This window comes from Bacillus sp. MT(2024) (genome assembly GCF_036362845.1).
In the GTDB taxonomy this organism is placed as follows: domain Bacteria; phylum Bacillota; class Bacilli; order Bacillales; family Bacillaceae; genus Bacillus; species Bacillus velezensis.
The window spans coordinates 3,104,722-3,130,430 of record NZ_CP143632.1; the positions used below are offsets into that span (position 1 = coordinate 3,104,722).

30 protein-coding genes are annotated in these 25,709 nt (G+C 46.8%); 7 read left to right on the forward strand and 23 right to left on the reverse strand.

The window, feature by feature from the left end; genetic code table 11:
• Positions 1-5 precede the first annotated feature (5 nt).
• The 5 genes from VP472_RS15470 to VP472_RS15490 form a co-directional block, all read right to left on the reverse strand.
• Positions 6-1,631 carry a (2,3-dihydroxybenzoyl)adenylate synthase gene (locus VP472_RS15470; protein ID WP_031378404.1) on the reverse strand — a complete coding sequence of 542 codons (1,626 nt, stop codon included), beginning with the start codon at positions 1,629-1,631 and terminating at the stop codon, positions 6-8.
• Positions 1,632-1,649: 18 nt separating this feature from the next.
• A complete protein-coding gene (gene dhbC / locus VP472_RS15475) occupies positions 1,650-2,846 on the reverse strand; it encodes an isochorismate synthase DhbC (protein WP_094247535.1) in 1,197 nt (398 codons plus the stop codon).
• A gap of 23 nt (positions 2,847-2,869) precedes the next feature.
• Positions 2,870-3,655, reverse strand: a complete 786-nt coding sequence (locus VP472_RS15480; RefSeq protein ID WP_077722775.1) for a 2,3-dihydro-2,3-dihydroxybenzoate dehydrogenase — start codon at positions 3,653-3,655, stop codon at positions 2,870-2,872.
• A 135-nt stretch (positions 3,656-3,790) separates the two neighbouring features.
• Positions 3,791-4,663 carry an alpha/beta hydrolase gene (locus VP472_RS15485; protein WP_070082299.1) on the reverse strand — a complete coding sequence of 291 codons (873 nt, stop codon included), beginning with the start codon at positions 4,661-4,663 and terminating at the stop codon, positions 3,791-3,793.
• A gap of 175 nt (positions 4,664-4,838) precedes the next feature.
• Positions 4,839-5,435, reverse strand: a complete 597-nt coding sequence (locus tag VP472_RS15490; protein ID WP_012118333.1) for a sulfite oxidase-like oxidoreductase — start codon at positions 5,433-5,435, stop codon at positions 4,839-4,841.
• A gap of 99 nt (positions 5,436-5,534) precedes the next feature.
• Here VP472_RS15490 and VP472_RS15495 point away from each other — a divergent pair, with 99 nt between their 5' ends.
• The gene (locus VP472_RS15495; protein WP_017419438.1) at positions 5,535-6,128 is read left to right on the forward strand and encodes a biotin transporter BioY; all 594 of its coding nucleotides are present in this window, start codon (positions 5,535-5,537) and stop codon (positions 6,126-6,128) included.
• A gap of 45 nt (positions 6,129-6,173) precedes the next feature.
• On the opposite strand, the gene VP472_RS15500 is transcribed toward VP472_RS15495, so the two are convergent.
• Together VP472_RS15500 and VP472_RS15505 are read right to left on the reverse strand one after the other, a co-directional pair.
• Complete coding sequence (locus VP472_RS15500; RefSeq protein WP_003151993.1) at positions 6,174-7,502, reverse strand: Na+/H+ antiporter NhaC family protein; 1,329 nt, start codon at positions 7,500-7,502, stop codon at positions 6,174-6,176.
• 132 nt (positions 7,503-7,634) lie between these two features.
• On the reverse strand, positions 7,635-9,125 hold the full coding sequence (locus VP472_RS15505; protein WP_146275417.1) for a leucyl aminopeptidase: 1,491 nt from the start codon (positions 9,123-9,125) through the stop codon (positions 7,635-7,637).
• Between the two features lie 147 nt (positions 9,126-9,272).
• Here VP472_RS15505 and VP472_RS15510 point away from each other — a divergent pair, with 147 nt between their 5' ends.
• Positions 9,273-9,749 carry a divergent PAP2 family protein gene (locus VP472_RS15510; RefSeq protein WP_003151991.1) on the forward strand — a complete coding sequence of 159 codons (477 nt, stop codon included), beginning with the start codon at positions 9,273-9,275 and terminating at the stop codon, positions 9,747-9,749.
• Between the two features lie 28 nt (positions 9,750-9,777).
• On the opposite strand, the gene VP472_RS15515 is transcribed toward VP472_RS15510, so the two are convergent.
• The 4 genes from VP472_RS15515 to VP472_RS15530 all read right to left on the reverse strand — a co-directional run bounded on the left by VP472_RS15515 (position 9,778) and on the right by VP472_RS15530 (position 12,427).
• The gene (locus VP472_RS15515) at positions 9,778-10,419 is read right to left on the reverse strand and encodes a 3D domain-containing protein (RefSeq protein ID WP_003151990.1); all 642 of its coding nucleotides are present in this window, start codon (positions 10,417-10,419) and stop codon (positions 9,778-9,780) included.
• 99 nt (positions 10,420-10,518) lie between these two features.
• A complete protein-coding gene (locus tag VP472_RS15520) occupies positions 10,519-10,839 on the reverse strand; it encodes a YuiB family protein (RefSeq protein WP_003151989.1) in 321 nt (106 codons plus the stop codon).
• Positions 10,840-10,907: 68 nt separating this feature from the next.
• Entirely contained in the window at positions 10,908-11,033 is a 126-nt protein-coding gene (locus VP472_RS15525) for a YuiA family protein (RefSeq protein ID WP_007408708.1), read from the reverse strand.
• A gap of 173 nt (positions 11,034-11,206) precedes the next feature.
• Positions 11,207-12,427, reverse strand: coding sequence for an NAD(P)/FAD-dependent oxidoreductase (locus VP472_RS15530; protein WP_007408709.1), 1,221 nt, complete (start codon positions 12,425-12,427; stop codon positions 11,207-11,209).
• A 311-nt stretch (positions 12,428-12,738) separates the two neighbouring features.
• Here VP472_RS15530 and yumC point away from each other — a divergent pair, with 311 nt between their 5' ends.
• A complete protein-coding gene (yumC, locus tag VP472_RS15535; RefSeq protein WP_031378399.1) occupies positions 12,739-13,734 on the forward strand; it encodes a ferredoxin--NADP reductase 2 in 996 nt (331 codons plus the stop codon).
• A 40-nt stretch (positions 13,735-13,774) separates the two neighbouring features.
• Here yumC and VP472_RS15540 read toward each other — a convergent pair whose 3' ends face one another.
• Positions 13,775-13,918: a hypothetical protein gene (locus tag VP472_RS15540; RefSeq protein ID WP_003151982.1), complete on the reverse strand. Its 144-nt coding sequence runs from the start codon at positions 13,916-13,918 to the stop codon at positions 13,775-13,777.
• A 217-nt stretch (positions 13,919-14,135) separates the two neighbouring features.
• On the opposite strand from VP472_RS15540, the gene guaC reads away from it, so the two are divergent.
• Positions 14,136-15,116, forward strand: coding sequence for a GMP reductase (guaC, locus tag VP472_RS15545; RefSeq protein ID WP_031378398.1), 981 nt, complete (start codon positions 14,136-14,138; stop codon positions 15,114-15,116).
• A gap of 61 nt (positions 15,117-15,177) precedes the next feature.
• Here guaC and VP472_RS15550 read toward each other — a convergent pair whose 3' ends face one another.
• From VP472_RS15550 to VP472_RS15575, 6 genes are all read right to left on the reverse strand, one after another.
• The gene (locus VP472_RS15550) at positions 15,178-15,399 is read right to left on the reverse strand and encodes a DUF5970 family protein (RefSeq protein WP_146275419.1); all 222 of its coding nucleotides are present in this window, start codon (positions 15,397-15,399) and stop codon (positions 15,178-15,180) included.
• A gap of 16 nt (positions 15,400-15,415) precedes the next feature.
• Positions 15,416-15,943, reverse strand: a complete 528-nt coding sequence (locus tag VP472_RS15555) for a stage II sporulation protein M (RefSeq protein ID WP_146275421.1) — start codon at positions 15,941-15,943, stop codon at positions 15,416-15,418.
• Positions 15,940-16,644: an ABC transporter ATP-binding protein gene (locus tag VP472_RS15560; protein WP_146275423.1), complete on the reverse strand. Its 705-nt coding sequence runs from the start codon at positions 16,642-16,644 to the stop codon at positions 15,940-15,942. The genes VP472_RS15555 and VP472_RS15560 overlap by 4 nt, the downstream gene beginning before the upstream one ends.
• On the reverse strand, positions 16,637-18,292 hold the full coding sequence (locus tag VP472_RS15565; RefSeq protein WP_003151974.1) for a hypothetical protein: 1,656 nt from the start codon (positions 18,290-18,292) through the stop codon (positions 16,637-16,639). The genes VP472_RS15560 and VP472_RS15565 overlap by 8 nt, the downstream gene beginning before the upstream one ends.
• A gap of 82 nt (positions 18,293-18,374) precedes the next feature.
• Positions 18,375-18,710, reverse strand: a complete 336-nt coding sequence (locus tag VP472_RS15570) for an uberolysin/carnocyclin family circular bacteriocin (protein ID WP_003151973.1) — start codon at positions 18,708-18,710, stop codon at positions 18,375-18,377.
• Between the two features lie 67 nt (positions 18,711-18,777).
• On the reverse strand, positions 18,778-19,350 hold the full coding sequence (locus VP472_RS15575) for a hypothetical protein (protein ID WP_146275425.1): 573 nt from the start codon (positions 19,348-19,350) through the stop codon (positions 18,778-18,780).
• Between the two features lie 380 nt (positions 19,351-19,730).
• Here VP472_RS15575 and VP472_RS15580 point away from each other — a divergent pair, with 380 nt between their 5' ends.
• On the forward strand, positions 19,731-19,814 hold the full coding sequence (locus VP472_RS15580) for a MerR family DNA-binding transcriptional regulator (RefSeq protein ID WP_146277412.1): 84 nt from the start codon (positions 19,731-19,733) through the stop codon (positions 19,812-19,814).
• Positions 19,815-20,096: 282 nt separating this feature from the next.
• Positions 20,097-20,858, forward strand: a complete 762-nt coding sequence (locus tag VP472_RS15585) for an SDR family oxidoreductase (RefSeq protein ID WP_146275428.1) — start codon at positions 20,097-20,099, stop codon at positions 20,856-20,858.
• A gap of 143 nt (positions 20,859-21,001) precedes the next feature.
• On the opposite strand, the gene VP472_RS15590 is transcribed toward VP472_RS15585, so the two are convergent.
• The 4 genes from VP472_RS15590 to VP472_RS15605 form a co-directional block, all read right to left on the reverse strand.
• A complete protein-coding gene (locus VP472_RS15590) occupies positions 21,002-21,364 on the reverse strand; it encodes a HesB/IscA family protein (RefSeq protein WP_003151967.1) in 363 nt (120 codons plus the stop codon).
• Between the two features lie 77 nt (positions 21,365-21,441).
• Positions 21,442-22,296, reverse strand: a complete 855-nt coding sequence (gene dapF / locus VP472_RS15595; protein ID WP_146275430.1) for a diaminopimelate epimerase — start codon at positions 22,294-22,296, stop codon at positions 21,442-21,444.
• 123 nt (positions 22,297-22,419) lie between these two features.
• Complete coding sequence (locus tag VP472_RS15600) at positions 22,420-23,637, reverse strand: NupC/NupG family nucleoside CNT transporter (RefSeq protein ID WP_024085753.1); 1,218 nt, start codon at positions 23,635-23,637, stop codon at positions 22,420-22,422.
• A gap of 134 nt (positions 23,638-23,771) precedes the next feature.
• Entirely contained in the window at positions 23,772-24,008 is a 237-nt protein-coding gene (locus VP472_RS15605; RefSeq protein WP_007408721.1) for a YuzB family protein, read from the reverse strand.
• A gap of 266 nt (positions 24,009-24,274) precedes the next feature.
• On the opposite strand from VP472_RS15605, the gene VP472_RS15610 reads away from it, so the two are divergent.
• The gene (locus tag VP472_RS15610; RefSeq protein WP_025650199.1) at positions 24,275-25,342 is read left to right on the forward strand and encodes an NAD(P)/FAD-dependent oxidoreductase; all 1,068 of its coding nucleotides are present in this window, start codon (positions 24,275-24,277) and stop codon (positions 25,340-25,342) included.
• Positions 25,343-25,379: 37 nt separating this feature from the next.
• On the opposite strand, the gene VP472_RS15615 is transcribed toward VP472_RS15610, so the two are convergent.
• A complete protein-coding gene (locus VP472_RS15615; protein WP_070082309.1) occupies positions 25,380-25,706 on the reverse strand; it encodes a YuzD family protein in 327 nt (108 codons plus the stop codon).
• Positions 25,707-25,709 lie beyond the last annotated feature (3 nt).

Sequence of the window (25,709 nt, forward strand, 5' to 3'; positions counted from 1 at the left end):
TTTTTTTAAGATTGTTTGATTTCAGCCGGCTTTACTTTTTGGGCGATCGTTTCGCGAAGATCCTTTTTACTGACCTTGCCGACGCCGGTTTTCGGGAAAGAAGCGATAAATTCAATCCGGTCGGGGATTTTATATGCCGCCAGCCCGCGCTCCCGTAAAAACGCTTTCAGCTCTCCCGGTTTCGGCGCTTCTCCTTTCGGGATGACGAACACACAGGATCGCTCTCCAAGGAAATCATCCGGCATTGAAACCATGGCCGCATCATGAACGGCAGGGTGCGCAAGAAGGTGATTTTCCACCTCCTCAGCGGCTATTTTTTCACCGCCCCGATTGATTTGATCTTTCGCACGTCCTTCGACGATGATATAGCCGTCCGCCGTCAGTTTGACGATATCGCCGGTCTGATAAAATCCGTCGGCTGTGAATGATCTTTCATTATGTTCAGGCGCTTTATAATATCCGCGAATCGTGTAAGGGCCGCGTGTAAACAAATGTCCCGCTTCACCGGGGGCGACATCCCGCCCGTCATCGTCTAAAACCCTGACCTCATCAAAAGGTGACATCGGTCTGCCTTGCGTATTGACAATGATCTCTTCAGGATCATCCAGTCTCGTATAATTCACCAATCCTTCCGCCATTCCGAAAACCTGCTGAAGGGTGCATCCGAAAGCGCTCTTTACGCGGCGGGCCGCCTCAGCACTGAATTTGGCGCCTCCCACCTGCAGCACTTGAAGGCTTGATAAATCATCACTTCGCGAACCGGATGCGTCCATCCACACCATCGCAAGCGGCGGGACGAGCGCTGTAATCGTGACACGTTCTTTTTCAATTAACGGGAAGCAGTCATCCGGACTCGGCGTCGGTGACAGAACAACCCGGCCTCCGGCATATAAAGTTCCCAGCACACCCGGCGAGCTGAGCGGATAATTATGCGCTGTCGGCAGAGCGGCCAAATAAACGCTGTGATGATCCAAGCCGCATATTTCCGCGCTGAGGCGCAAACTGTATATGTAATCGTCGTGTGTTCGCGGAATAAGCTTGGACAGCCCCGTACTGCCTCCTGAAAGCTGTAAAAAGGCGACTTCCGCCGGGCTTACCTCTTCCAGCTGAACAGGCTCTCTATGCAGGCTGCTCAGTTCCTGAAACTCTTCAGCTTCGCCGGCCACAATGACATGCGCCAAATCCGGAAGTTTGTCTTTCACCTGTCTGGCCAGCGCCCTGTAATCAAAACCTGAATGCGTATCAGGAATGATGTATGCTTTCGCCTCTGCAAACTCGCAGAAATACGTAATCTCACTGCTTCTATGAGAAGGCAGCGCGAAAACGGGCAGTGCTCCGAGGCGGAACAGCGCGAAAATCACTTCAAAAAACTCAGCGATATTCGGCAGCTGCACGACAACGCGGTCTTCCTTTTGAATTCCGAGCTTATGCAGCCCCGCCGCTAAACGATCGGCCCTTTCATCTAATTCTTTGTAGGTCCAATGTACATCTTTACACGTCACGGCAGTTTGATTTCCGTATAAAGCCGCACGCTCTTTCAGCATTCCTCCGAACGTCTCACCCTTCCAGCAGCCGTCTTTTCGGTATTTGTCAGCCCATTCTTCCGGCCATGGCGTAAATCCAGTCAGCACGATCCGTTCCCTCCTTTTTTACAACTCATCTTGGTAAAGCCCCATCGCCCGGAGCATAGTGCGGAATTTCGCCGATGTCTCGTCCAATTCATCCTGCGGCTTTGATCCGGCGACAATCCCGGCACCCGCAAAGAGCCGGAGAGACCTTGTTTCCGCTTCGGCGCAGCGGAGTGCGATAATCCATTCTCCGTCGCCTTCAGCATCACACCAGCCCGCCATTCCCGTATAGAAATTGCGGTCAAACGGTTCAATATCCTGAATCGCTTCTCTCGCCGCATCCGTCGGTGTTCCGCATACCGCGGGCGTCGGATGCAGGGCGATGGCCAGCTCAAGTGATGTCGTTGACGGATCACGCAGCTCTCCCTTTACCTCAGTGGACAGGTGCCACATCGCCTCAGTTTTAATGAGTGACGGTTTTTCCGGCACATCAAGCACACGGCAGAACGGTTTAAGGGCGGCGGCCACGGCGGCCACGACTACGGCATGTTCATGCAGATCTTTTGCTGATTGCAGCAGTTCTTCCGCTCTTCTCTGATCCTCGGCGGGATCTGTGCTGCGAGGTCTGGAACCTGCCAGCGGATTGGACAGAATCGATGTTCCGTTTTTGGACAGCAGCAGTTCAGGACTTGCGCCGAAAAGCGTTTTTCTTGTTTCTGACGTTCCCGTCACATCGGCAGCGAATGTATAGCCGCGCGGGTTGTGCTGCGCCAAATGCTTGACGGCCTGAGGAATGTCGATATCCTTTTCAGCGGTCAGATGAAGTGTCCTTGACAGCACGATTTTGCTGAGCGGGCCGTCCGTAATGTTGAATACGCCTTGTTCCACACCGCTCATAAAGCCCTCAGGCTCCGGAACAGGGCGGATGTCATATGTATTGGATTGCGGCTTTTCTGCGGAAGATTCCGCAAACGAAAGCGGGCCTGCCGTATGGACATTCTTCGGTACAAAAAGCCGGGAAGCTTTTCTGCCGTCAAAAGGAATGGCGCCGGCCGCAATCGGATGTTTGATGCCGGCTTGCTTTGCCTCAAGAAGCGTCTGTCTCACACGTTCAGGCAGTGAGTCCAGCTGATTCTCCGCGTCTGCATCCGGCACTTTTGCAAACACACCTTCTGCAAGGAGCGTACTTTTCGGGGAAGCTAAAAAGAACGCCCCGGGCTTGTAAGCGTCCAGCACCTCTTTTGCAGACACTTCCGTCAATACATGTTGATTTGTCATGATTATCCCTCCTTCTCGTTACATCAAACGCCTAAAGTAGCGCCGCCATCCACGCATAAATCATGCATCGTGATATGGCTTGCCTGTTCAGAGGCCAGAAACAAAACGGCATTTGCAATATCAGAAGGCTTTGCCAGCTTTTGAAGCGGAATTCCCGTTTTATATGTATCAAGCGAACCTCTGATAACGTCCTGTGCTCCGTTTTCATCCCGCCACAGCGCACGCTGCATGTCGGTTTCCGTTGAACCGGGAGATACGATGTTGCAGCGGATATGATAGGCCGCAAGCTCCAGTCCGAGGCATTTCGTAAACATGGCGGCAGCCGCTTTTGACGCCGCATAAGCCGCCATGGAAGCACGCGGAACGCCGGCTGCATTCGAACCGACCGTAACGATGGCGCCTTTTTGACGCTCCATCATGTACCGGCTGACAGCCCGCGATACATGAAATACGCCGGTCGTATTAACAGAAAATGTTTGATCCCAATCTTCATCACTGAGGGATTGCACCGGACCCGGCCGCAGCACGCCCGCAACGTTCGCCAATATTTCAATAGGCCCCATGTCACGTTCAACGGCAGCGATGATATCATTGACAGCCGCACTGTCAGATACATCTGCGGCAAACCCCTGCGCCTGCACGCCTTTTTGCCGGAGTCTGTCAGTAAGCCCGGGAAGCAGGTCTTCATTTGTATCTATAGCTGCCACATTTACGCCTTGTTCAGCAAGGGCAAGCGCTGTTGCTTCCCCGATGCCTTGAGCGGCGCCGGTGACAACGGCTGTTTTCCCTTTCATTCCCAATGCGTCCATATTATCATTCCCTTTCTATATTGATAATGATTATCATTATCAATTATGATTCAAGACAATCATATCCAAATCAAAACACGCAGTCAATTAGAAAATTAGAATCAGCCGCATTTAGTTCGAAGGGCCTGTTTTTTCTCATGCGGGAGAATACGGGGTATGCGGCCCTCCCGGATTCAGGCAGAAACGCAGGGCTCTGCTGATTAAAACGGGCAGGACAGAAATATGGCCCTCTCCTTCAAACTCGCTGTATTCAGCGCGGACTCCATCATCTTCAAATCCGGATAATAAAGCGTACAGCGCCTCTGCGTGCTCCGGGATTCTGCTTTTATGTGTTTTTTCAATTTCTCCCGCAGCCAGCAATACGCTGACTTGAAGATTTTCCGCAGAGAGCCGGTCTGACAAACGTTCCGCATTTTCCTGAATAAAACGCTTGTTCCAATGAATTGACGGACTTCCCGCAACATAGGTCTGGAACATGTCCGGCCTCGTCAAAAGCACTTGCAGCACAAAAAGACCGCCCAGCGAATGGCCGAAAATCGTCTGCCTGTCTCTGTCGATCGGATAATCCCGCTCCATCGCGGGCTTTACTTCTTCTTCTATAAACTCCAGAAACGCTTCCGCCCCTCCCTGTTCGGGCCATGCCGCGCCGCGCGGATGCACCGGCAATTCTGATTCAGAAAGCGGCATCGTAAAATCACTGTGCCGTTCGGCGGAAAACGGCTGATCTGTCGGGTAGCCGATTCCGACAATCACCGCCGGAACAACGCCTGTTTTTTCAGGCCGTCGGCTTTGTACCCGCAAAGCTTCGGCCATTGTGCCGAACACGGAATTCGCATCGAGCAGGTATATGACGGGGAAGCCGGATGCAGGCGGTTCTTCCTGAGGAAAAGAGACAAAGATACGATACTCACGGCCTCCTTTTGAGCGCATTTCTCTTACTTCTGTGCCCGGAACCGCGTATCGGCCGGCCGGCGCGAACCCCCGGTTTATTTGTTGTTTTCCGTCCATTATGTGTTCAACCCCTTTGTGGCAATTGCTTTATCTATCCTTATTGATAATGATTTTCAATATCAAAAGACACCTCAAATAATAGGTTTTTTGCCAAACAAAGTCAATGGATTTTTGATATGAAAAAAGCACCTTATTTCAATAAGGTACCTAAGAACTATGTAGGGATAGGGGCTTAATCCCATGTAAAGCGCTCATTCTTCCATGGATCTCCCCTCATATGGTAGCCGTTTTTCTCCCAAAAGCCGGGGTGGTTTTCCTTTGTGAACTGAATGCCGCGCAGCCATTTTGCGCTTTTCCAGAAATAAAGATGGGGGAAAACGCCTCTGAGCGGATAGCCGTGCTCTGGCGTTAACGGCTCGCCGTTATGCGCATATGCCAGCAGGGATGTTTCCCGCGTAAAATCAGAAAGCGGCAGGTTGGCCGTCCAGCCCTCTTCAGCGTGCAGAATGACGAATCCCGCTTCTTTGTGCACACCCGCTTTCTCAGCGATGTCTTTGGCGCGTATTCCCTGCCAGATATTATCAAGACGGGACCAGCCCGTGACGCAATGAATATCATTTTTCACTTCGGCTTCCGGAAAGGCTTTGATATCTTCAAAGCTTAACAGCATAGGACGGTCAACAAGCCCGTACACTTGCAGATTCCATTTTGACATATCTTCATAATAAGGAACATTTCCGGCGTGAAGCACGGGAAACTTCGTTGTGACATTTTGATTTGGCGGAATCCGTTCCGACTGTTTTGTTTGTTTCGTTTTCCCGAAAAACATATGGCTCCCTCCATTTAGTAAACCTGTATTAAATCTTTGTTGACAATCAATCACCCTTCGATTACGCTAATCTGGTACAAGTGTAAGGGGGAAAAACAAATGAAACAACGCAACCTTCGCGCGGGCGATATGGCGCTTATCGGCATGTTTGCCGCCCTGATGGCCGTCGGCGCCAACATTACATCAATGGCTCCTTTTTTGCAAGTTGCGGGAATTCCGTTATCGCTGCAGCCTTTCTTTTGTCTGTTAGCCGCGATGCTTCTCGGCGCCAGACGGGCAGCCATTGCAATGACGGTATACGCATTGGCCGGACTCGCGGGGGCGCCTGTTTTCGCTCAATTCTCAGCAGGCTTTGCGCCGTTTATCGGAAAGAGCGGCGGATTTATTCTCGCTTACATTCCGGCGGCATTTGCAGCCGGATGGCTGCTGGAAAAAACAAAAAAACCCGGCCGCCTGCATTATGCATGGGCCTCTTTGATCGGTACCGCCGTCATTTATATCATTGGCACGTCCTATACGTATATTGCGCTGAAATTATGGCTTCATGCTCCGATCAGCTACGGAATGGCCTGGTTTTACATGATATGGTTTTTCATAAAAGATATCATTTTAGCACTGTTATTGGCATCTATCGCGCCTGCCGTATACAGGTCTATTCATAAAGCGACGGGGTTCAGCAGAAATCCGGCGTAAGATGTTCTCAGCATACAAAAAGGCTCCCCTTTCCGGGAGCCTTTTTTACAGAACAAGCGCGGCAATCCACCCGAATATCACAAGCGGAATGTTATAGAAAATAAATGTCGGTACGCACGTATCCCAAATGTGGTGGTGCTGTCCGTCAGCGCTGAGGCCTGACGTCGGCCCGAGCGTACTGTCACTTGCAGGAGAACCCGCATCACCGACCGCGGCGGCCGCTCCGATTACGGCGATCGTCGCCATCGGGCTGAATCCGAGCTGAGCGCACAGCGGGACAAATATGGTCGTAATGACGGGTACGGTTGCAAATGATGATCCGATTCCCATCGTGATTAATAAACCGACCACCAGCATCAGGAGCGCGCCTAATGATTGACTGTGACCGATAAAGCCTGTTGATGCTTTGACCAAGGAAGCCACATCGCCCGTTTTGTTCAATACATTTGAAAAACCGGCCGCAACAAGCATGACAAACCCGATAAAAGCCATCAGAATCATGCCGTCCGTGATCAGCTTATCCGCTTCATTGCGCTTCATGACTCCGCTGATAAACAGCGTAAACAAACCGGCAAGCGCGCCCATGATCATACCTTCCACTCCGAGCACTTGTGACAGATAGAGCTGAACGGCAAGCGACACGGCAATGGAGATCAGGGCGATGGCAATGCTTTTTTTCGTATAAGGAGAAGACGACAGTCCGGCAATCTCCTTCGTCTCATATTTCTTCGGTTTCCGGAAGACGATGACGGATAAAATTAATCCGACTACCATCCCGGCCGTCGGGATGATTAAAGCATACGGGATATCACTGAGCGGCACCTTTAAACCGGCTGACGCCATATTATCTCTCAGCATCCCTTGGAAAATCTGTCCGAATCCGACAGGCAGAACGATATACGGCGCAGTCAGTCCGAATGTCATCACACACGCGATCAGTCTGCGGTCTATTTCAAGTTCGTTAAATATTTTTAAAAGCGGCGGAATCAATACAGGAATAAACGCAATGTGAACGGGCACCACGTTTTGCGAGAAACAGGATATGATTAAAATAACCAGTACGATTAACACTTTTGACAGTGCTTTTTTCCGCGAATCTTCCTTTTTTCCGATTAGTTTGACAGACGCTTCCACCATTGCATCGGGAAGCCCCGTCTTCGTCAGCGCCGCGGCAAATGCTCCGAGCAGCGCGTAGCTGACCGCGACGGTGGCATTTCCGCCGAGACCGTCCGTAAAAGCCTTCACCGTCTCTCCGAGGCCTAAGCCGCCGGTCAGCCCGCCGGCAAGCGCGCCGATCATTAAAGCTATAATAATATTGACACGCAGCAGGCTTAAGACGAGCATAAGCAATACTGCGACAACAACAGCATTCATTGATGAGTCCCTCCAAAAATCCTTTAGTTTGCTAATGTAGTAGATAATTAAAGTTAACATACATTCTGCGCTTTAGTCAACTAAAGATTTTGGAAATCAAAAAACCCGCTGCATCAAGGCAGCGGGATGCTGTTATCTTTCGGGCGTAAACCGCTCAGTCAAAACAGCCAACATCCTTGCCATGACGCCTGTTGCGCCGGCAGGGCCGAAGCATGTCGCTTTATTCGCCGTCGCGGTTCCCGCAATATCGAGATGAACCCACGGCGTGTTTTCCGCGAATTCACCAAGGAATGTCCCCGCCATAATCGCGTGGCCTTCTCTTCCCGGGGAATTGTTCAAATCAGCCATCTGACTGTTTCTCACCCGTTTTTTATCCTTTTCTGTAATCGGAAGCTGCCAGATCGGCTCGCCGGATTCTTTCGCCGATTCCGCCACTTGTTCATAAAACGCGGCGTGATTGGTCATGGCGCCCGTCATTTCGTTCCCTAAGGCGACAATGACACCGCCCGTTAACGTTGCGACGTCTACAAGGACAGAGGCTCCGTGCTGCTTGGCGTATGTGATGCCGTCGGCAAGCACGAGACGCCCTTCCGCATCGGTGTTCAGGATCTCAATGGTTTTTCCGCTGAGCGAGACGATGACGTCATCAGGCTTCATAGCATCGGACGAAATCATGTTGTCCGTAGACGGTATGACGGCGAGCACGTTTTGTTCAGGCCGGAGTTCGCCGATAATTTCCATTGCGCCCAATACCGAGGCGGCCCCTCCCATATCGCTTTTCATGCCGACGATGCCGGTTTTCGGCTTAATTGAATATCCGCCCGTATCAAAGGTAATTCCTTTACCGACCAGGCCGATGACGTCTTCCCACTGATCTTTGCCCTGATACTTCAGAACGATCATTTTCGGCGGTTCGGATGAGCCTTTGTTAACAGCAAGCAGCCCGCCCATGCCGAGCTCTTCCATTTCATCTTTTTCTAAAATTTCACACTCGAAATCGTATTTTGCCGCAAGCTCAGCGGCATATGACGCCAAATCAGTGGCCGTCAGCATATTACCCGGCATATTCACAAGCGTGCGGGCTGAATTCGTCCCTTGGCCGTATGCCGCGCCGACGTTCAGGCCGGCCTGCACTTCCCTCAGGTCTTCTTCGGTCACGGCGCAGACTGATTTCAGTTCCTGATCCGGCTCATTCGATTTATGTTTATAATCCTGCACTTCGTAAACCGCAAGCAGACAGCTTTCCGAAAGCGCATGAGCTGCATCGGCGGCAGGCACTTCCCCGGAGACGAATGTATCGAGCAACACGGATACTTCCTGTTTTTTATCTTGATGAATCTGCTGAAATACTCGTGCAAAGCATTCTTTCGTATCTTCAAACGAATAATCCGCTTCTCTTCCCAGGCCGATAAAATAAATACGTTTCATACCGGTCGCAGCCGGAGGGTATACTTTTGATACACGATTGCGTTTGGCGGACACATCACCATCCTTTAACAGCTGGGTCAGATGACCGTCCAATTTATCATCCAATTCCTTCGTAAATCCGTTCAGCGTGCTTTTTTGAAAAAGACCGATGACCAGTGTTTCGGGATGCCGCAGTTGATCAGATGCATAAAACATGAGTACACACTCCTTATGTGGGTATTTGTTATGTAAAGTGGTATAATGAAAAAACATTTTTCATTGATTTTATTTTACCAAACTAAGGGCGTTTTCTGCAGTTTTTCGATACGATCGGAATCAGCAGATACAGAAAGGATGTCGCATATGGATGTACTTATGAATTTTCCTTTACTGGCGAGTTTTGCCGCCATTATTTTTGCCCAAGTTGTAAAAGTGCCTATTCAATTTATCGTATCCAAAAAACTTGACTGGTCTCTTGTGACGAGCACCGGCGGCATGCCGAGCTCCCATTCCGCCGCCGTCACCGCGCTGTCAACCGGAATCGCTTTGGAACAGGGACTGGACTCGCCCCTGTTTGCAGTCGCCGCGATTTTCGCCGTCATTACGATGTTCGATGCTACAGGTGTCAGGCGGCATGCGGGTGAACAGGCGACAGTCATTAATAAACTGGTCATCGACTTTAATCGGTTTGTCAGCGAAGCGAAGGACTTTCAGAAAGCGGAAGAGAAAGAAAAACAAAAGAAACTGAAAGAACTGCTCGGCCATCAGCCGATTGAAGTGTTCTTCGGCGGCGTCACCGGTATTGTGCTGACATTGATTTTAGATTATTTCTTTATGTAAAAACGCTTCAGCGGATGCTGAAGCGTTTTTATTCTTTTACCGTTTTGTATTGATTTCTGAACACTTGCAGCGACTTTGTTTCGTTCAGCTTTACAAGTTCGTCCTCAGTCACTGTGCCGTTCCCTTTTTTAATAATGTAGACTTCAAGTGTTTTTTTGCCCCAATTGTTATAGACGTCCTTGACGGTGTCAAAGTAGAGGTCAAGGCGGCTGCCTTTAATTTTTGAGCCGGTATCGGCGACAACCCCGTAACCGTAATTCGGTATAAACAGAATCGTCCCGATCGGGAAAACAGACGGATCGGCCGCAACAGTTGAATATAAATCGCGTTTGACCTTCACGCCCGAATATGTAATTCCGTACTGCGGATGACCCGGAGATTTTCCGGTAGATTCCGCTCCGGCGGTATAACCGGTGGCCGTCACCTTTTGTGACGGATAGCGCTCCCAGTCAAAAGCTTCTTCCAGCGGCTTTACCCTGCCTGATGCCTTCTTTTCCGGCTGATTCTGTAAGGATTGAAACGGAGTGCCGATGTTTTTCAAAACGGCGCCGCGATGTTCCGTCATCCAATTTGTCAGATCCTTTGCTTCAACACCGGTTATGGAAAAGTATGTCGCATGGCATGCGCCCAAAAAGAGCACGATCATGAATACGCGTCTGATTATCGTCAATCTGAAATCACTCTCCTCCGAGTCATTGTTCCCAACTCGGTGAGGTGCTATACAAAAAGCGCCGCGACACAAAAAAGCTTTCTTGAATAAGAAAGCGGCTTAAAACATTTGATATCCTCTTTTTCTGAGCGCCTTTATGGCAATGCCTGACATGATGGCTCCCGCCAGTCCGCCCGCCAAAATCACGACATCCGCAACCGCTAATGACATGATGCGCTGAAACAGGCTTTGAAAGGATTCCCCCGGCGCCTGCACGTAACTGATCATCTTTTTATTGCTGATAATGAAAAGGCATACAATCGGATAGACAACAGCCATAATCCACGACATTCTAAGCAGCATGTTCAACAGAAAGCCTATGCCGAAAAACAGTACAAAAAATAGTACGATTGAGATCAGGACAACCGGCAAACTAATCACAAACATCCACCCCCTACAGCACTTTCAGTGTACCTCGGGGGCGGTAAAAAAGTCAACGTCTGGAAAAATCAGCGTCTCTCTTTGCCGCTTCCCTGGCAGGAGGGACATGTTTCGGAGCCGCCAAGAAGCAATTGAAAATACCCTTTACCTGAGCAGAACGGACACGCCGCCGTGCTTTTTGCTGTCGTTTTCATGCGGACCACCCTTTTTCTTAATTTTCTGATAATATATCATATTTACTTGTCAAGCAACAAGTCAGAATATGTAACATAACAACTCATGTAAGCGGAAACATTCATTTTTTTCTTTTACATGCTTTTTATAGCGCTCTTTTTTAAAAGAAGAGAAAACCCGCGGCTGCGGGTTTTCAGAAGAATTTAAACTTCCCTTTTTTCAGCGTCAGGCCCAGCCCGCCGATCATAAAGAGCGAGCGGTTATCAATGACCTTTTTCATAAAGGACGCCGGCATGCCTTTGAGCTTCCTGCCGTATACGACTCCGACAGCGTTATGCTCACCGAGGGAGGCGACGGTTCCTTTAATGTCAGGCTTGAACTCTTCAAGCTGGCCTCCTTTAATCAAACCGCCCAGATTTTTGGCGACCGTTTCTCCTTGCTGCATCGCGATCTGAGCAGTCGGCGGGTACGGCCGTTCCGTCTCTTCATTGATAAAGAGCGAGCTGTCGCCGAGAATAAAAACGTCATCATGTCCCGGCGCCCGAAGATCAGGGTTGACCTTGACACGGCCGCGCATATTTTCAAAACCCGCTTCCTCCACGATCGGATGTCCGCGCACGCCCGCGGCCCAGACAACGGTCTGCGATTTGATTTCTTCCGGCTCTTCATCTTTCTTGCCAACTGTGACACCGTCTGCACGGCATTCTTGAACCGCGGTGCCGATTTTAAATTCAACGCCTTTGCTCTCAAGGTATTGAACGGCGTAATCGACAAGCTCCGGATCAAATCCCGGCAAAACCGTCGGGGCGGCCTCGACACAGACGATCCGGACGAGACTTTCATCTATATCATAATATCTGCATAACTCCGGCTTGCGGTTCGCAAGTTCACCGAGAAATTCAATTCCCGTAAAGCCCGCTCCGCCGACAACGATGGTTAAGCGGTCAGGGCGTTTTTCGGCCTCCGTATTGTATGTCGCAAATTGGAGCTCAATATGGTCTTTCAGCTGGCGCGACGTATTAATATTCGCGATCGGAAAAGCGAATTCTTTTAAGCCTTTAATCCCGAATGTTTCAGGGACGGCGCCAAGCCCGATGACGAGATAATCATAAGGGATGTCCCCTTGTGAAAGCGTCACCTTTTTATTTTGCACATCTATCGCTTTTACGGTATCCTGCACAAATTTGACCCGTGATTCATTGATTACATCTTTTATTTGATATCTGCAGCGGTCATGATGCAGCGTTCCTGCGCTCGCTTCATGCATCCATGTCGTTTCATAATGATAATTGTGTTTATTGACCAAAGTAATGTCGGCGTCATTTGCCCCGATATGCTTCGGAAGCCTTGTTACTGTCATTAATCCACCATAACCTGCACCTAAAACCACGATTTTGGGTTTATTCAATGCCATCACATCCACCTTCTTTTTTTTGCTGTTAGACGCATAATCAAATCAACATTTGTATTAGCTTCAGCTTATTGGCGGGATTTTATGAAATGAAATATAAAATTTTTTAGAAAACCGCACATGTCTGCATATCACCATACTATCCGGAAGAATCGGAAAACATTCAGGAAAAAACAGATTGGAATTTGTCCCCATCTTAGCGGCGGCCGCAATTTTTTTCAAGAATGAAGCGGCCGGGCGGTTTTCGGCACTCGTCATCCTTTCAAATTCTATGTTATAATTAATAACAATTTTCAATTAGGAGGCAATTTGGTATGCAAGAGGATTCAAAGGTTTATGATATTACGGTCATCGGCGGCGGCCCGGTCGGCCTGTTTACCGCTTTTTACGGGGGAATGAGACAGGCGAGCGTCAAAATCATCGAGAGCCTGCCTCAGCTTGGCGGCCAGCTCAGCGCGCTGTACCCTGAAAAATATATTTATGATGTAGCCGGATTCCCGAAAATCCGCGCCCAGGAACTTGTGAACAACTTAAAAGAGCAAATGGCAAAGTTCGATCAGACCATCTGCTTAGAGCAGGCCGTCGAATCTGTTGAAAAACAGGCGGACGGTGTGTTTAAGCTTGTCACGAATTCAGAAACGCATTATTCAAAAACGGTCATTATCACCGCGGGAAACGGCGCATTTAAGCCGAGAAAGCTTGAGCTGGAATCAGCGGAACAATATGAAAGCAAAAACCTGCACTACTTCATTGACGACCTCAATCAATTCGCAGGCAGACGCGTTGCCGTTCTGGGCGGCGGCGATTCCGCTGTTGACTGGGCGCTCATGCTTGAGCCGATTGCTAAAGAAGTCAGCATCATCCACCGCCGTGATAAATTCCGCGCGCATGAGCACAGTGTCGAAAACCTGCATAATTCTAAAGTCAACGTGCTGACACCGTTTGTTCCCGCTGAACTTGTCGGTGAAGACCGGATCGAACAGCTCGTTCTCGAAGAAGTGAAAGGCGACCGTAAAGAAATCATTGAAATTGATGACCTGATCGTAAACTACGGCTTTGTTTCTTCTCTCGGCCCGATTAAAAACTGGGGCCTTGACATCGAGAAAAATTCCATCGTCGTCAAAAGCACGATGGAAACGAATATTGAAGGCTTCTTTGCCGCCGGAGATATCTGCACATATGAAGGCAAAGTCAAGCTGATCGCCAGCGGTTTCGGCGAAGCTCCGACAGCCGTGAACAACGCGAAGGCTTACATGGACCCGAAAGCGCGCGTCCAGCCACTGCATTCTACAAGCATGTTTGAAAAATAATATAAAAAAGAGTCTGTGTCATACCGGCACAGACTCTTTTTTATTTAAACATCCAAATATAATTCATGACGGTTCCGACAACGAGCGCAATGACAAGCGCTGACACGACCCAAATCGTGCCTAAAATAATCCGGTCCTGAATTTTCTGGGCTTTCGGGCTGTGCCCGGGCTGTTTTTGTTCCATACCGGCCCCTCCCTTCTTCTGCAAATCTATCTATCGTAACAAATGTCTTACAACAACCAATACTACTATGATAACCAAACTGCAAATGGATGACAAGCTGACCGCATATGAGGCAGCATGAAATCATTTGACATTCCTGACAAAACAAAGTACATTATAAAAAGACGAACATTTTAATTTTATTTAATTATATTATTCGCTTTTAGGGGTGTTATATATGGAAAATGTATTTGATTACGAAGATATTCAGCTGATTCCTGCAAAATGCATTGTTGAAAGCCGATCTGAATGTGATACATCAGTTACGTTGGGAGGACACACGTTTAAACTTCCGGTCGTACCGGCCAACATGCAGACGATTATAGATGAAAACATCGCGGCCTGGCTCGCGGAAAACGGGTATTTTTATATCATGCACCGCTTCGAGCCGGAAAAACGCCTGGCTTTTGTCCGGGATATGAAAGCGCGCGGACTGATTTCTTCCATCAGTGTCGGCGTGAAGGAAAATGACTATGAATTTATCCGGGAGCTGAAAGAACAGGAGCTGGTGCCGGATTATATTACCATTGATATCGCGCACGGCCATTCCAATGCCGTGATCAGCATGATTCAATTTATTAAAGAACATGTCCCGGAAAGCTTTGTCATCGCAGGGAATGTCGGGACGCCTGAAGCCGTAAGGGAGCTGGAACGCGCGGGCGCTGACGCGACAAAAGTGGGAATCGGCCCCGGAAAAGTCTGCATCACAAAAATTAAAACCGGCTTCGGAACCGGCGGGTGGCAATTAGCCGCGCTTCGCTGGTGCGCAAAAGCGGCGAGCAAACCGATCATTGCTGACGGCGGCATCCGCACGCACGGCGATATCGCGAAATCCATCCGATTCGGCGCGTCTATGGTCATGATCGGATCATTATTCGCCGGCCACGAAGAATCACCGGGACAAACGATCGAAATCGACGGAAAGCTGTACAAAGAATATTTCGGCTCCGCTTCTGAATTTCAAAAAGGCGAAAAGAAAAACGTCGAGGGCAAAAAAATGCATGTCGAACATAAAGGGTCTTTGCAGGACACGCTGGTTGAAATGGAGCAGGATCTGCAATCTTCCATCTCTTACGCCGGCGGCAATACACTCGAAGCCATCCGTAATGTCGACTATGTAATCGTAAAAAACTCTATTTTCAACGGCGACAGATTTTAACACGCAGCAGAGCCGCTCGAAGATAAAAAAAATGACATTCATATTGAATGTCATTTTTTTATTAAATACCGAAATAAAGAGCCGCACTGGCTAACAGATTAATCATAAAAATAAACAAAAAGATGTAACGAATGAATTTATTTTGCACCGGAGCAAATATAAAGAGATATAGTCCTGCCACCCCAAAAGTAAGAACAGGAAACAGCCACTCAAAGGATAAAGAAATGATATAACCGATAATCATAACAATCGGCACACCGATTAATGATAATTTACTTCTCATATGATTTCTGCCCCTTTTACTTAAAAATTGGTGTGATGTAAGCTTCAATAACGGCAGCGGCGATCAGCAGACAAATAATAAGCAGCACCAATATTCCAATATGCCTGAACATTGAAGCCATTATCTTTTTTTCCTTAGAAAAACACAGCCTGATGACCAATTCAACGCCCTTAAAACCAATGGCGCCACTTAATAATAACGCAGGAACTTCAAATATACCATGAGGAATTAGCAGTAAAAAAATCTGATAAAAAGGAACCCCGCTATGCAGATTTTCTATAATAGAGCCGCTTAAAATAAACCCGTTGGTGAATAAATAAAAGATTGAGGTCAACCCAAAGGTAAAAAAACCCGCGGCTAAAAACAGACAAGCGATTGCATTGTTTTTCAGCAGTTCAACCGCGCCTGACGAGCCGTTGTAAGCCGCTGATGAAACAAAGTGATCGGAAAAAAACGCAGCGACCACACCGCCTGAAAAAAACAGCACTGACGCGATTAACGGAATGGCGGACGTTCTGATTGCCGGCAACATGCGGTTCATCATGTATAGATACGCTCAGCCAATTCTTCAATCTCTTCTAATGAATGCTCGGATGACTGATACTCCGCCGCAAAAACGCCTTCATGTATAATACCGATCGTATCGCACAGCGAATGCGCCAGCTCCAGCAGGTGAGTCGATAACAGGACCGTATTTCCCTGCTTGACGTACTCCTTTAATAACGTCCGTATCGTTTTACCGCTGATTAAATCAATGCCCGTCAGCGGCTCGTCAAGAATTAATATCTTTGGCTGATGAATGAGCGCTGCCGCAATTGATAATTTTTGTTTCATTCCATGTGAATATGTTTTAATCAGCTGATTTCCGTCTTGAGAAAGCTTCAGCGTCTCCAACATATTCTTTATATAATCATTTGTCCGCTGAGACGGCACTTGAAACATCTCCGCTGTAAAGCGCAAGTATTCGACTCCCGTTAAATAATCATACAAAAAGGCATGGTCGGGCACAAAACCGATATCAGCCGATATTTGCCCCCCCTCTTCTGAATCCAGTTCCTTGCCGTCAATCATGACGCGGCCTGAAGTCGGTTTAAGCAGGCCCGTAATGATTTTCAAAGTCGTTGTTTTCCCGACTCCATTAGTCCCCAGCAAAGCATAGATTGAGCCTTTTTTCACCTCAAACGAAATATCTTTCAATACCTGTTTTTCACTATAGTTTTTTTGTATATTCACTAATTTAATCATTGTTCGCAAACCTTTCCGCCATATTGATTCTGCGAAGAAACAGAAACATGACTCCATAGTTTAATAGTGTGAACAGGACAAAAATACCTGATGCAGAATGAATAAGCATCGTTTCAAGTTCCGGCTTTTTATAGATAAAATAGGACGTGATCGCAGCGATTTGAAGCGACACAATGAAAATGAAAGAACTGTATAAGTTGTTATACGTCTTTGCTTTCCCCGCTTCTCCAATTTCGTACAGATGCTCCCAGTTTTTCTTAGGATACAGGGCGGTGCTTGAAATCTGGACAAGACTGTATAAAAAACCCGAACATAAAAACACAATAAACAAGTAAATCGTCAGCGCCGCGGAAGACGGAAAAAACACCGTAATCAAAATGGTGATGATGAACGAATAGATAAGAGCGGCGAGATTATAAATACATACTTTCGGAAACACCAGCTGCCACGCATGTTTGATATTCCGGTGAAACAGATGCTGATTTTTTATTTCCCCGTCAACTGATAATACTGTTTTGAGCGCATCTCCGACGAGCTGATACGAAAAGTTCGCAATGATAACCGCCGCAGACACGATGGCGGCTGCCGAATACCCGATAAAGTGATGCGATAGAAGCGGAATACAAAAACCTAAAAACAGCATGAACAAATACAGCATACTGCCGAAGTTCCTGATAAAAAACCCGTCAATTCTCGATAAAAACAGCAGATCCTTTTGAAAAACGGCATGAAATATTTTGTTATTTCTATATAATTTCAGCTTTGGCGCAAAATCAGCGTTTGTCAAAAACATATAAGGAATAAGGTCCATTTTCTTCAGCGTGGCCGACCACAGTTTAAACATCCCCGCCGTTAAAAGGACGGCGGCCGCAAACACCGCAGCGAAAACGAGCACGGAATGTGAGCGGAATGCTAACCATACATACGGCGTATTCATGAGGATGTTCCGGAAAGCCGGTGACTCCGTAAAGCTTGAAATATCCTTTGCGGTATACTCCCCAAACACGAGAAGATAAACGGCATACCCGACTGCAAGCGGAACCAGCAGGCTGACGCTGAATAAAATGCCTTTCAGGATTTTCAAGTAAAACAATTTGCTCCATATATTTGTAAGAAGATAAACAACATAAGAAAACAGCATAGATAAAAATAAATTGAGAAGAAAATAAACGAAGCCCAAGAAAAATACGATGATCGCCGCAGACCCGGTCATGCCTGCGCTTGATAAAAACAAAAAGACCGGAAAAACAAAAAGATACCATACGAAAATGGTTTTTTTGATCGCCTGGCCGGCAAAAACAGAAAACAGCTGTAAAAAACGCACCTTTTTTAATTGATGAATGACCTTGCGCGTATCCAGCAGAAAGGCATTGTGATGTTCTTTAAAGAAGCCGGCAGCCCAAAAAAGCTGCTCAAGTGAAACGGCGATTAAAACAAATTGCCCCCATGCGCTGAGGGGCAGCTGAATCAGTTTTGTCCCGAATACAACACCGCATCCCAGGAAAACGAGATATAAACATAACAGAGAAATAATAATGGCAGACAGCAGTTTGCTGTTGAGTTGAGGAATGCCCCAATCTTCCTTTCTTTTTCGAAACGATGACAGGGTATTATATTTGATAAGAGCCGCAATTTGTTTGACTATCATACTTTCAATCCTTACATATGTATTTGGGAGAGAGGCTCTTTTTGCAGCTTGTACAAAAAGAGCAATTATTTATTGGTCGATTTTACCAAGCAGCTGCGTATTTTTTGCCGTATTTCTTAATCATTGTTTTTGCTGTTGCAACGATTGCATAAGAAATCGCGCCTGCGCCTGTAACGATACCGATGAGAGAAATGATAGAAGCAATTGTTGATGCCGCATCAATAATATCAATTGCTTTTTTAGCTGCTGCTGTAGAGATGCCCAGAGTCGAAGCTAATTCAGCATTGGCTGAGAATGCATGAGCCGCCGCCACGTTTAATTCAGTTCCCGTTAATAATAGTGCATAAACCAATGTTGCTGCAGCAAGAGCCGCGCCAAACAAAATGAAAGACTTTTTATTAGATTTTACTAAGTTCATCATAACATCTCCCTACTCTGTTTTTTTAATTTATAATAAAATTCAGCTTAATTGACTCTCTCCCGAGCTAAATTTTATCCGCCATAAAATAATTAAAGAAAATAGTAAAGAGTTTTAATAAAACAAAACATCCAGTCAAAATGATTCTCTTGCCTTTACTGAGATCGGTCAGTTTTCCTGCGGCAGCATAAAGAGCCGCAATTGATATGAGCAGAAATGGATCCAGCAGCTGCAGACTCAAGCTGGTGCCGCCGGCAGAATATATAAGCGAGGAATCAGCCGTTAAGTAGTTAACAACTGAAAGAATCAACATTTTAAATGCCGAGATTAAAGAAGTCAGCGTATATAGAAGCAAATATATTTTTTTCGGTTTTTTTGTACCGAGAATAAAAGCAGCAACGAATAATAGAAATCCGCCTATCAGAATTTCCACAAAAGTTGTGAAGATCATAAACCCTTGCAGAAATATGACAATCGTACGAACACTTTTCTCCCCGATATCGTAGGTACTTTCTCCGACGGAAGAATAATATGACTGCAAAACTTTATCTGAAATACTGAATTGGAAGAGTAATGAACAGATCAAAATGATGAAAAAAGAACTTAAAAATATTTTTTTATTGCTCAATTGACCTATCATATTATCATCCTTTTCTTACAAAATAAATTAACTATTCTATACTTTTACAATTTAGTTTATTCCTATCAAAAAATCAATATCCTTTCGAAAAATATGACTTTAGAACGTGTTGACTAAGAGCAAATCTTTCATATTTTTTGATGCTATATACCCTTTATTTTTTTCCGAATTTGCAAATAGTATGATTTGAACCGTTGATTTGAGGATTTTTGTGAAGGCCGTCACTCCTAAACCTATTGAAAATCTGCCCATTTCCTTTTGTGACATATGTCTGAATTCATCACATTTTTTTTATTGACTTAAAACATGGTTTAAGTCGTATCATCACCCAGTGACAAGGAAAGAATACTGTTGGAGGTCTTTCGAAGACATATTGTTCAATTCGTGAAGCAGCAGCAAAGTGTAATATGACAGAATCAACGTTACGTTATTATGAAAAAAAGGGACTGCTGCCGCTGATTTAACGTGATGAAGCCAGCCGGCGGTTATTTTCAGCAGATCAAATGCCGCTCCTTGAAATCGTGATTTGTTTAAAAAATACCCGCATGACCATCAAAGGCTTTAAGCAATATATTGATTGGGTAATTGAAGGAGAGAGTCCTATTAAACTCCGGCTTGACATGATGAGGAGACACAAGCGGTCAGTACTGGATGAAATGTCGTCAATGACAAAGGCTTATATCAAAAGCTCTGTTCAAGAGACGTAAGTTTGTTGAAGTAAAAACAATCGGAAAAGAGGAGTTAATATGAAACTGACGGGAAATACAATACTGATTACAGGCGGAAATGCCGGAATAGGATTGGCTTTCGCAGAACGTTTTTTAAAAGCGGAAAATAAAGTCATCGTGACCGGACGGCGTGAGCACGCTCTTCAAAAAGCAAAGGAAATATTCCCGGATCTTATTACCTATGTCAGTGATTTGAGCATTCCATCTGAACGTATATCACTGTTTGATTGGGTGAAAGAAAATTATCCGGAAGTGAATGTGTTAGTAAACAACGCGGGGATTCAACAACGTTTTCATGTGCTGAAAGCGGATGCGAAGGACAATTGGGACTATTTTAATAAAGAAATCACAACGAACATTGAAGCTCCCTTCCACCTGTCTATGCTGTTCGCTCCGTTTTTTGCCGGAAAAGGAGATGCGGCTGTCATTAACGTCTCTTCGGGATTGGCTTTTACACCGCTTGCCATTGCACCGATCTATTCAGCAACGAAAGCGGCGCTTCATTCATTTACAATGAGTCTGAGACATCAGCTTTCTGATTCATCTGTAGAAGTGATTGAAGTTACGCCTCCGGCTGTGAATACAGATTTAGGCGGAGCAGGGCTGCATACTCAAGGAGAACCGCTGGATGAATTCGCGGATGGGATTTTTAAAGGACTGAAAGAGGGCAAACTAGAAATCGGATACGGTTCTTCAGCGGAACGGCTGCGCATGTCACGGGATAAAGCCGATGAACATACGGCAAATATGTACAATGCGATGAAACATACAATTGAATAACATCTTTGAAAAAGCAAAACCCGCTTCTATTGAGCGGGTTTTGGCTTTTATTAAACAGATAAACGCCTTTCTTAACAATGGTGCAAGCGCCATCGAAAAGAAAGACGTCATATTTTTTCATCCTGAGAATGGCGGGCTGATCCTTAGCACTCTTCCGGCGTACCGGCGTTTTTGGCCGTGCGGAAAGAAGATCCGCAGCCGCAGGAAGCGATGGCATTCGGGTTGTCAATGGTGAAACCGCCGCCCATCATGGACTGTTTGAAGTCAATGATCGTGCCGGTCATAATATCAAGGCTTTCGCTGTCGACCAAAACGGTGATTCCGTGCTGTTCAAACATGCTGTCTTTTTCGCCTTTTTCGTGCTCAAATCCCATTCCGTAAGACAGGCCGCTGCAGCCGCCGCCTTTTACGCCCACACGGAGAAACGCGTTTTCTTCTTCATGCTCTTTCATCATATCTTTTATATGCAAAGCCGCTGCTTCAGTGATGGTTACTGGAACACTCATAAGTAGACCTCCTTTTTTAAAAACGGATGCTGATATCTATTATAAACCTTGAGGAGCGTATTTCTCAAACGAGCTGTTTACAAATAATAGACGCCGCTGCATACGGTTTCGGCGGGTCCCGTCATCAGCACATGCCCGTTGTCCTGCCAATTAATCACAAGATCGCCTCCCGCTAAATGAACGGTGATATCCCGGTTTCGTTCGGAAACACCGTTCAATATGGATGCGACAGCCGCCGCACAGGCGCCCGTTCCGCAAGCCTGTGTAATGCCGGAGCCGCGTTCCCATACGCGGAAATGAAGTTCATCGGCGCTGACGGTTTCCACAAATTCGACATTGACGCCTTCCGGAAATCTCGGGTCTTTTTCAATGACGGGACCGAGCGTTGTAAGAGGCGCTTGATTGATATCCGCAACCGGAAAAACAATATGGGGATTTCCCATTGATACGGCTGTTCCGGAAAGCTCCGTTTCTCCAAAAACAAAGGTTTCATCGATCGTCCGTTCATCTTCATTGCCGAGCATCGGCAGCTCTTTTTTGGTGAGGCGCGGTTCGCCCATATCGACAGCGACTTCACGCACAATCCCGTTGTCTTCCGTAATATCTGCTTTCACAAGGCCTGAAAGCGTCTCAATGAAAAAGGACGTTTCTTCTGTCAGCTTATGTTCGTATGCGTACTTTGCCACACAGCGAAGGCCGTTGCCGCAATTTTTCCCTTCTGAGCCGTCATTATTAAAAATCCGCATTTTGACCGGCGCTTTTTCTGACGGACAGATGAGGATCATTCCGTCAGAACCGATGCCCGTGTGAATGCTGGACACTTTAACGGCAATCTCAGCCAGCCGTTCTTCCGGCAGCTGTTCTTCAAATTGATTTACATATATATAACTGTTTCCAAGACCGTGCATCTTGGTAAAACGGAATGAATTCATATCGGCCTCCAACTTTTTTTCTTTTACTTAGTATAAAAGCTCTTCCCCTCGGACACAATACAAATATCCCCCGTTTTTCATACATAAAAGCTCCCTGCATATGCAGGGAGCTTTTATCGTTTACTAAATAAACATGCCGGCAATCGCCGCGCTGAGAAGGTTTGCGAGTGTTCCCGCAATAACCGCTCTTAATCCGAGGCGCGCAATGTCCGAACGGCGGCTTGGGGCCAAACCGCCCAGTGTGCCGAGCATAATCGCAATCGAAGAGAAGTTGGCAAATCCGCACAGCGCAAAGCTGATAATCGTAGACGTTTTTTTAGAAAAGTCCGCAATATGCGGACCGAAGTTTGAATAAGCGACAAACTCATTCAGCACAAGTTTCTGTCCGATATAGCTTCCCGCTCCAAGCGCTTCATGCCAAGGAACGCCGATTACAAATGCGATCGGTGAAAACACGTAACCGAGAATGGATTCTAATGTAATATGTTTGAAACCGAACCAGCCGCCGATTCCGCCGAGAATTCCGTTCACTACGGCGATGAGCGCGACAAACGCAAGAAGCATGGCGCCGACATTCAGAGCAATCTGAAGGCCCGTGGACGCGCCTTTTGCCGCTGCATCAATCACATTAGCGGCGCCTTCGCCTTCTTCGTCCATATTAAAATCGCCTTTTATCGTCTGCGTTTTTTCTGTTTCAGGTATTAACATTTTTCCGAACACGAGACCGGCGGGAGCCGCCATAAAGCTGGCCGCCAGCAAGTATTCGATCGGAATGCCTAACAGGGCGTAACCGAAAAGCGTCGAACCCGCTACAGCCGAAAGGCCGCTCGTCATAATCGTAAACAGCTCGGAACGGGTCAATCCCGCAATCAGCGGTTTAATGGCAAGCGGTGATTCAGACTGTCCGACAAAAATATTCGCAGCCGCCGCAAGCGATTCCGTTCTGCTTGTCCCAAGAAGTTTTGACAGTCCGCCTCCGATAACGCGAAAGATGAGCTGCATGATTTTCAAGTGATACAAAACGGCAATCAGCGCTGAGAAAAAGATAATGACCGGCAGAACGCTCAGCGCGAAAGCCGGGCTGCTGCCCACTTTTAACAGCGGGCCAAAAATAAAGCTGATGCCTTCGTTCGCATAATCAATGAGAAGCTGCACACGGCTTGAGAACCATAAAAATACGGCCCGGCCGGCGTCCCACTTTAATACGATGAATCCGAAGGCCATTTGTAAACATAAACCGACAATGACGGTTCGCAGGTTAATTTTGCTTTTCTTCTCTGATAACAAAAAAGCAATGGCTAATATAGCAACTGCCCCGAGCAGCCCCCAAACGATATTCAATGAATCCACCTCTAAAATTTTATTTAAAAAAAGTCTTTATTAAGATAACAATATTTATTTTTGCTGTCTACAAATTTTTTATTTTGCCAAAACCCGGGGCGCAATAAAAAAGAGACCCCGTTCGGAGCCTCTGATTAAAACATCGGATTTTCTTCTATGAATGTATATATGTTGTCAACCAATTCAGCAGGCGTGCCCCCTGTGACCACTTCGCCGTTAACCAAGGCGAACAGGGACTCCATGCATTTTCCGCAGTAGCTTAAACAGCCGTACTCAAGCACGTCCAAGTTCGGATCCTTCTCTAAGATCTCAAGTGCTTCCTGGGAACCGCGCGCTAAATTGCTGACACAGAATTCAATCATCGGATTCATGCGGTTTCACCTCACATATGTACCTTATCCTAACGGAATTTCCTCTATTCGTCAAAGATCCAGTTTCACGCTCAATGTTATCGTAACATATTAATTCAGGTTAAAGGTTTTACTATTACGTGTTTTCTGGTCAATTTGTAGGTTATTTTAAAACTATTATTGTGGTTTTAGATCAAATTCGATATAATTCTAGATGTTATTTTACATAGTTCGTTATTTTGTAACAACATTGACTACCATATTTTTCGGGCAAAAGGGGAATCATTATGAAAAAATTGGTCTTGATCGGCGGGGGTTACGGAAACATGAGGGTGCTGCACCGCTTACTGCCGAACCAGCTTCCGTCAGATATATCCATCACGCTGATTGACAGAAACCCGTATCACTGCTTAAAAACAGAATATTATGCGCTCGCAGCCGGCACGATTTCTGATCATCATATCAGGGTGTCTTTTCCTGAGCATCCGAATCTGGATGTTCAATACGGTGAGGTGGCTTCCGTCGACACGAAAAACAAACAGGTTCTGTTTCATGACCGCGAACCGATTTCTTACGATGACGCGGTGATCGGACTGGGCTGCGAGGATAAGTATCATAACGTGCCCGGCGCGCCGGAACATACTTACAGCATTCAGACCATTGATCAGTCACGCGAAGCCTATCAAAAGCTGAACAACCTCGGCGCCAATGCATCTGTCGCTATCGTCGGAGCGGGATTAAGCGGCGTGGAGCTTGCCAGTGAATTAAGAGAGAGCCGTGACGACCTGAAGATTATGTTATTTGACCGGGGCGACCTGATTTTATCAAGCTTTCCGAAAAGACTCAGCAAGTACGTTCAGAAATGGTTTGAAGAACACGGCGTCACCATTATCAATAATGCGAATATTACAAAAGTGGAAGACGGCATCGTTTATAATCATGATGAAGGAATACCGGCCGATGCCATCGTGTGGACGGCGGGAATTCAGCCGAATAAAGCCGTCAGAGAACTGGACGCTGAAAAAGACCCGCAAGGCCGCATCGTTTTAACACCGCATCACAACCTTCCGGGCGATGAGCATGTTTACGTCGTCGGTGATTGCGCGAGCCTGCCGCATGCGCCGAGCGCCCAGCTGGCTGAGGCACAGGCGGAACAAATTGTGCAGATCCTCCTGAAACGCTGGAACAATGAAGACCTGCCGGAAACAATGCCTCAATTTAAGCTGAAAGGCGTCCTCGGTTCACTCGGAAAAAAAGCGGGCTTCGGTCTTGTCAACGACCGTCCGCTCATCGGGCGTGTGCCCCGTTTATTAAAATCAGGCCTTTTATGGATGTACAAGCATCATAACGGCTGATAAGAAAAAAGCCGCTGATTGCGATCAGCGGCCATTTTTAAGAGCCTCCCACATAGCCGCGCTTTTCCATTTCTTCATATATATCTTTTAAATGCGGATTCCCTTCCCCCACAATGACATCCTCCACCAGCACGAGCGGATAGAAAAATTCATCGTTCTTGATGCGCTCCGCAAGCTCTTCTGTCTCCTTTTGCTGAGGCGGTGCGTCAATATCAATATACTGCATGTTAAAAGGCTGCTCCGGGTATTTCCGTTTCAGCGCCGCCTCCAGCCATTCAAACGTATCTTTGGCGCTCGGCATATTCACGCAGCTTGCGCAAAGCGTTTCAGCGCCGTAAACACTGAGCGTAACCGGCTTTGTCATGTA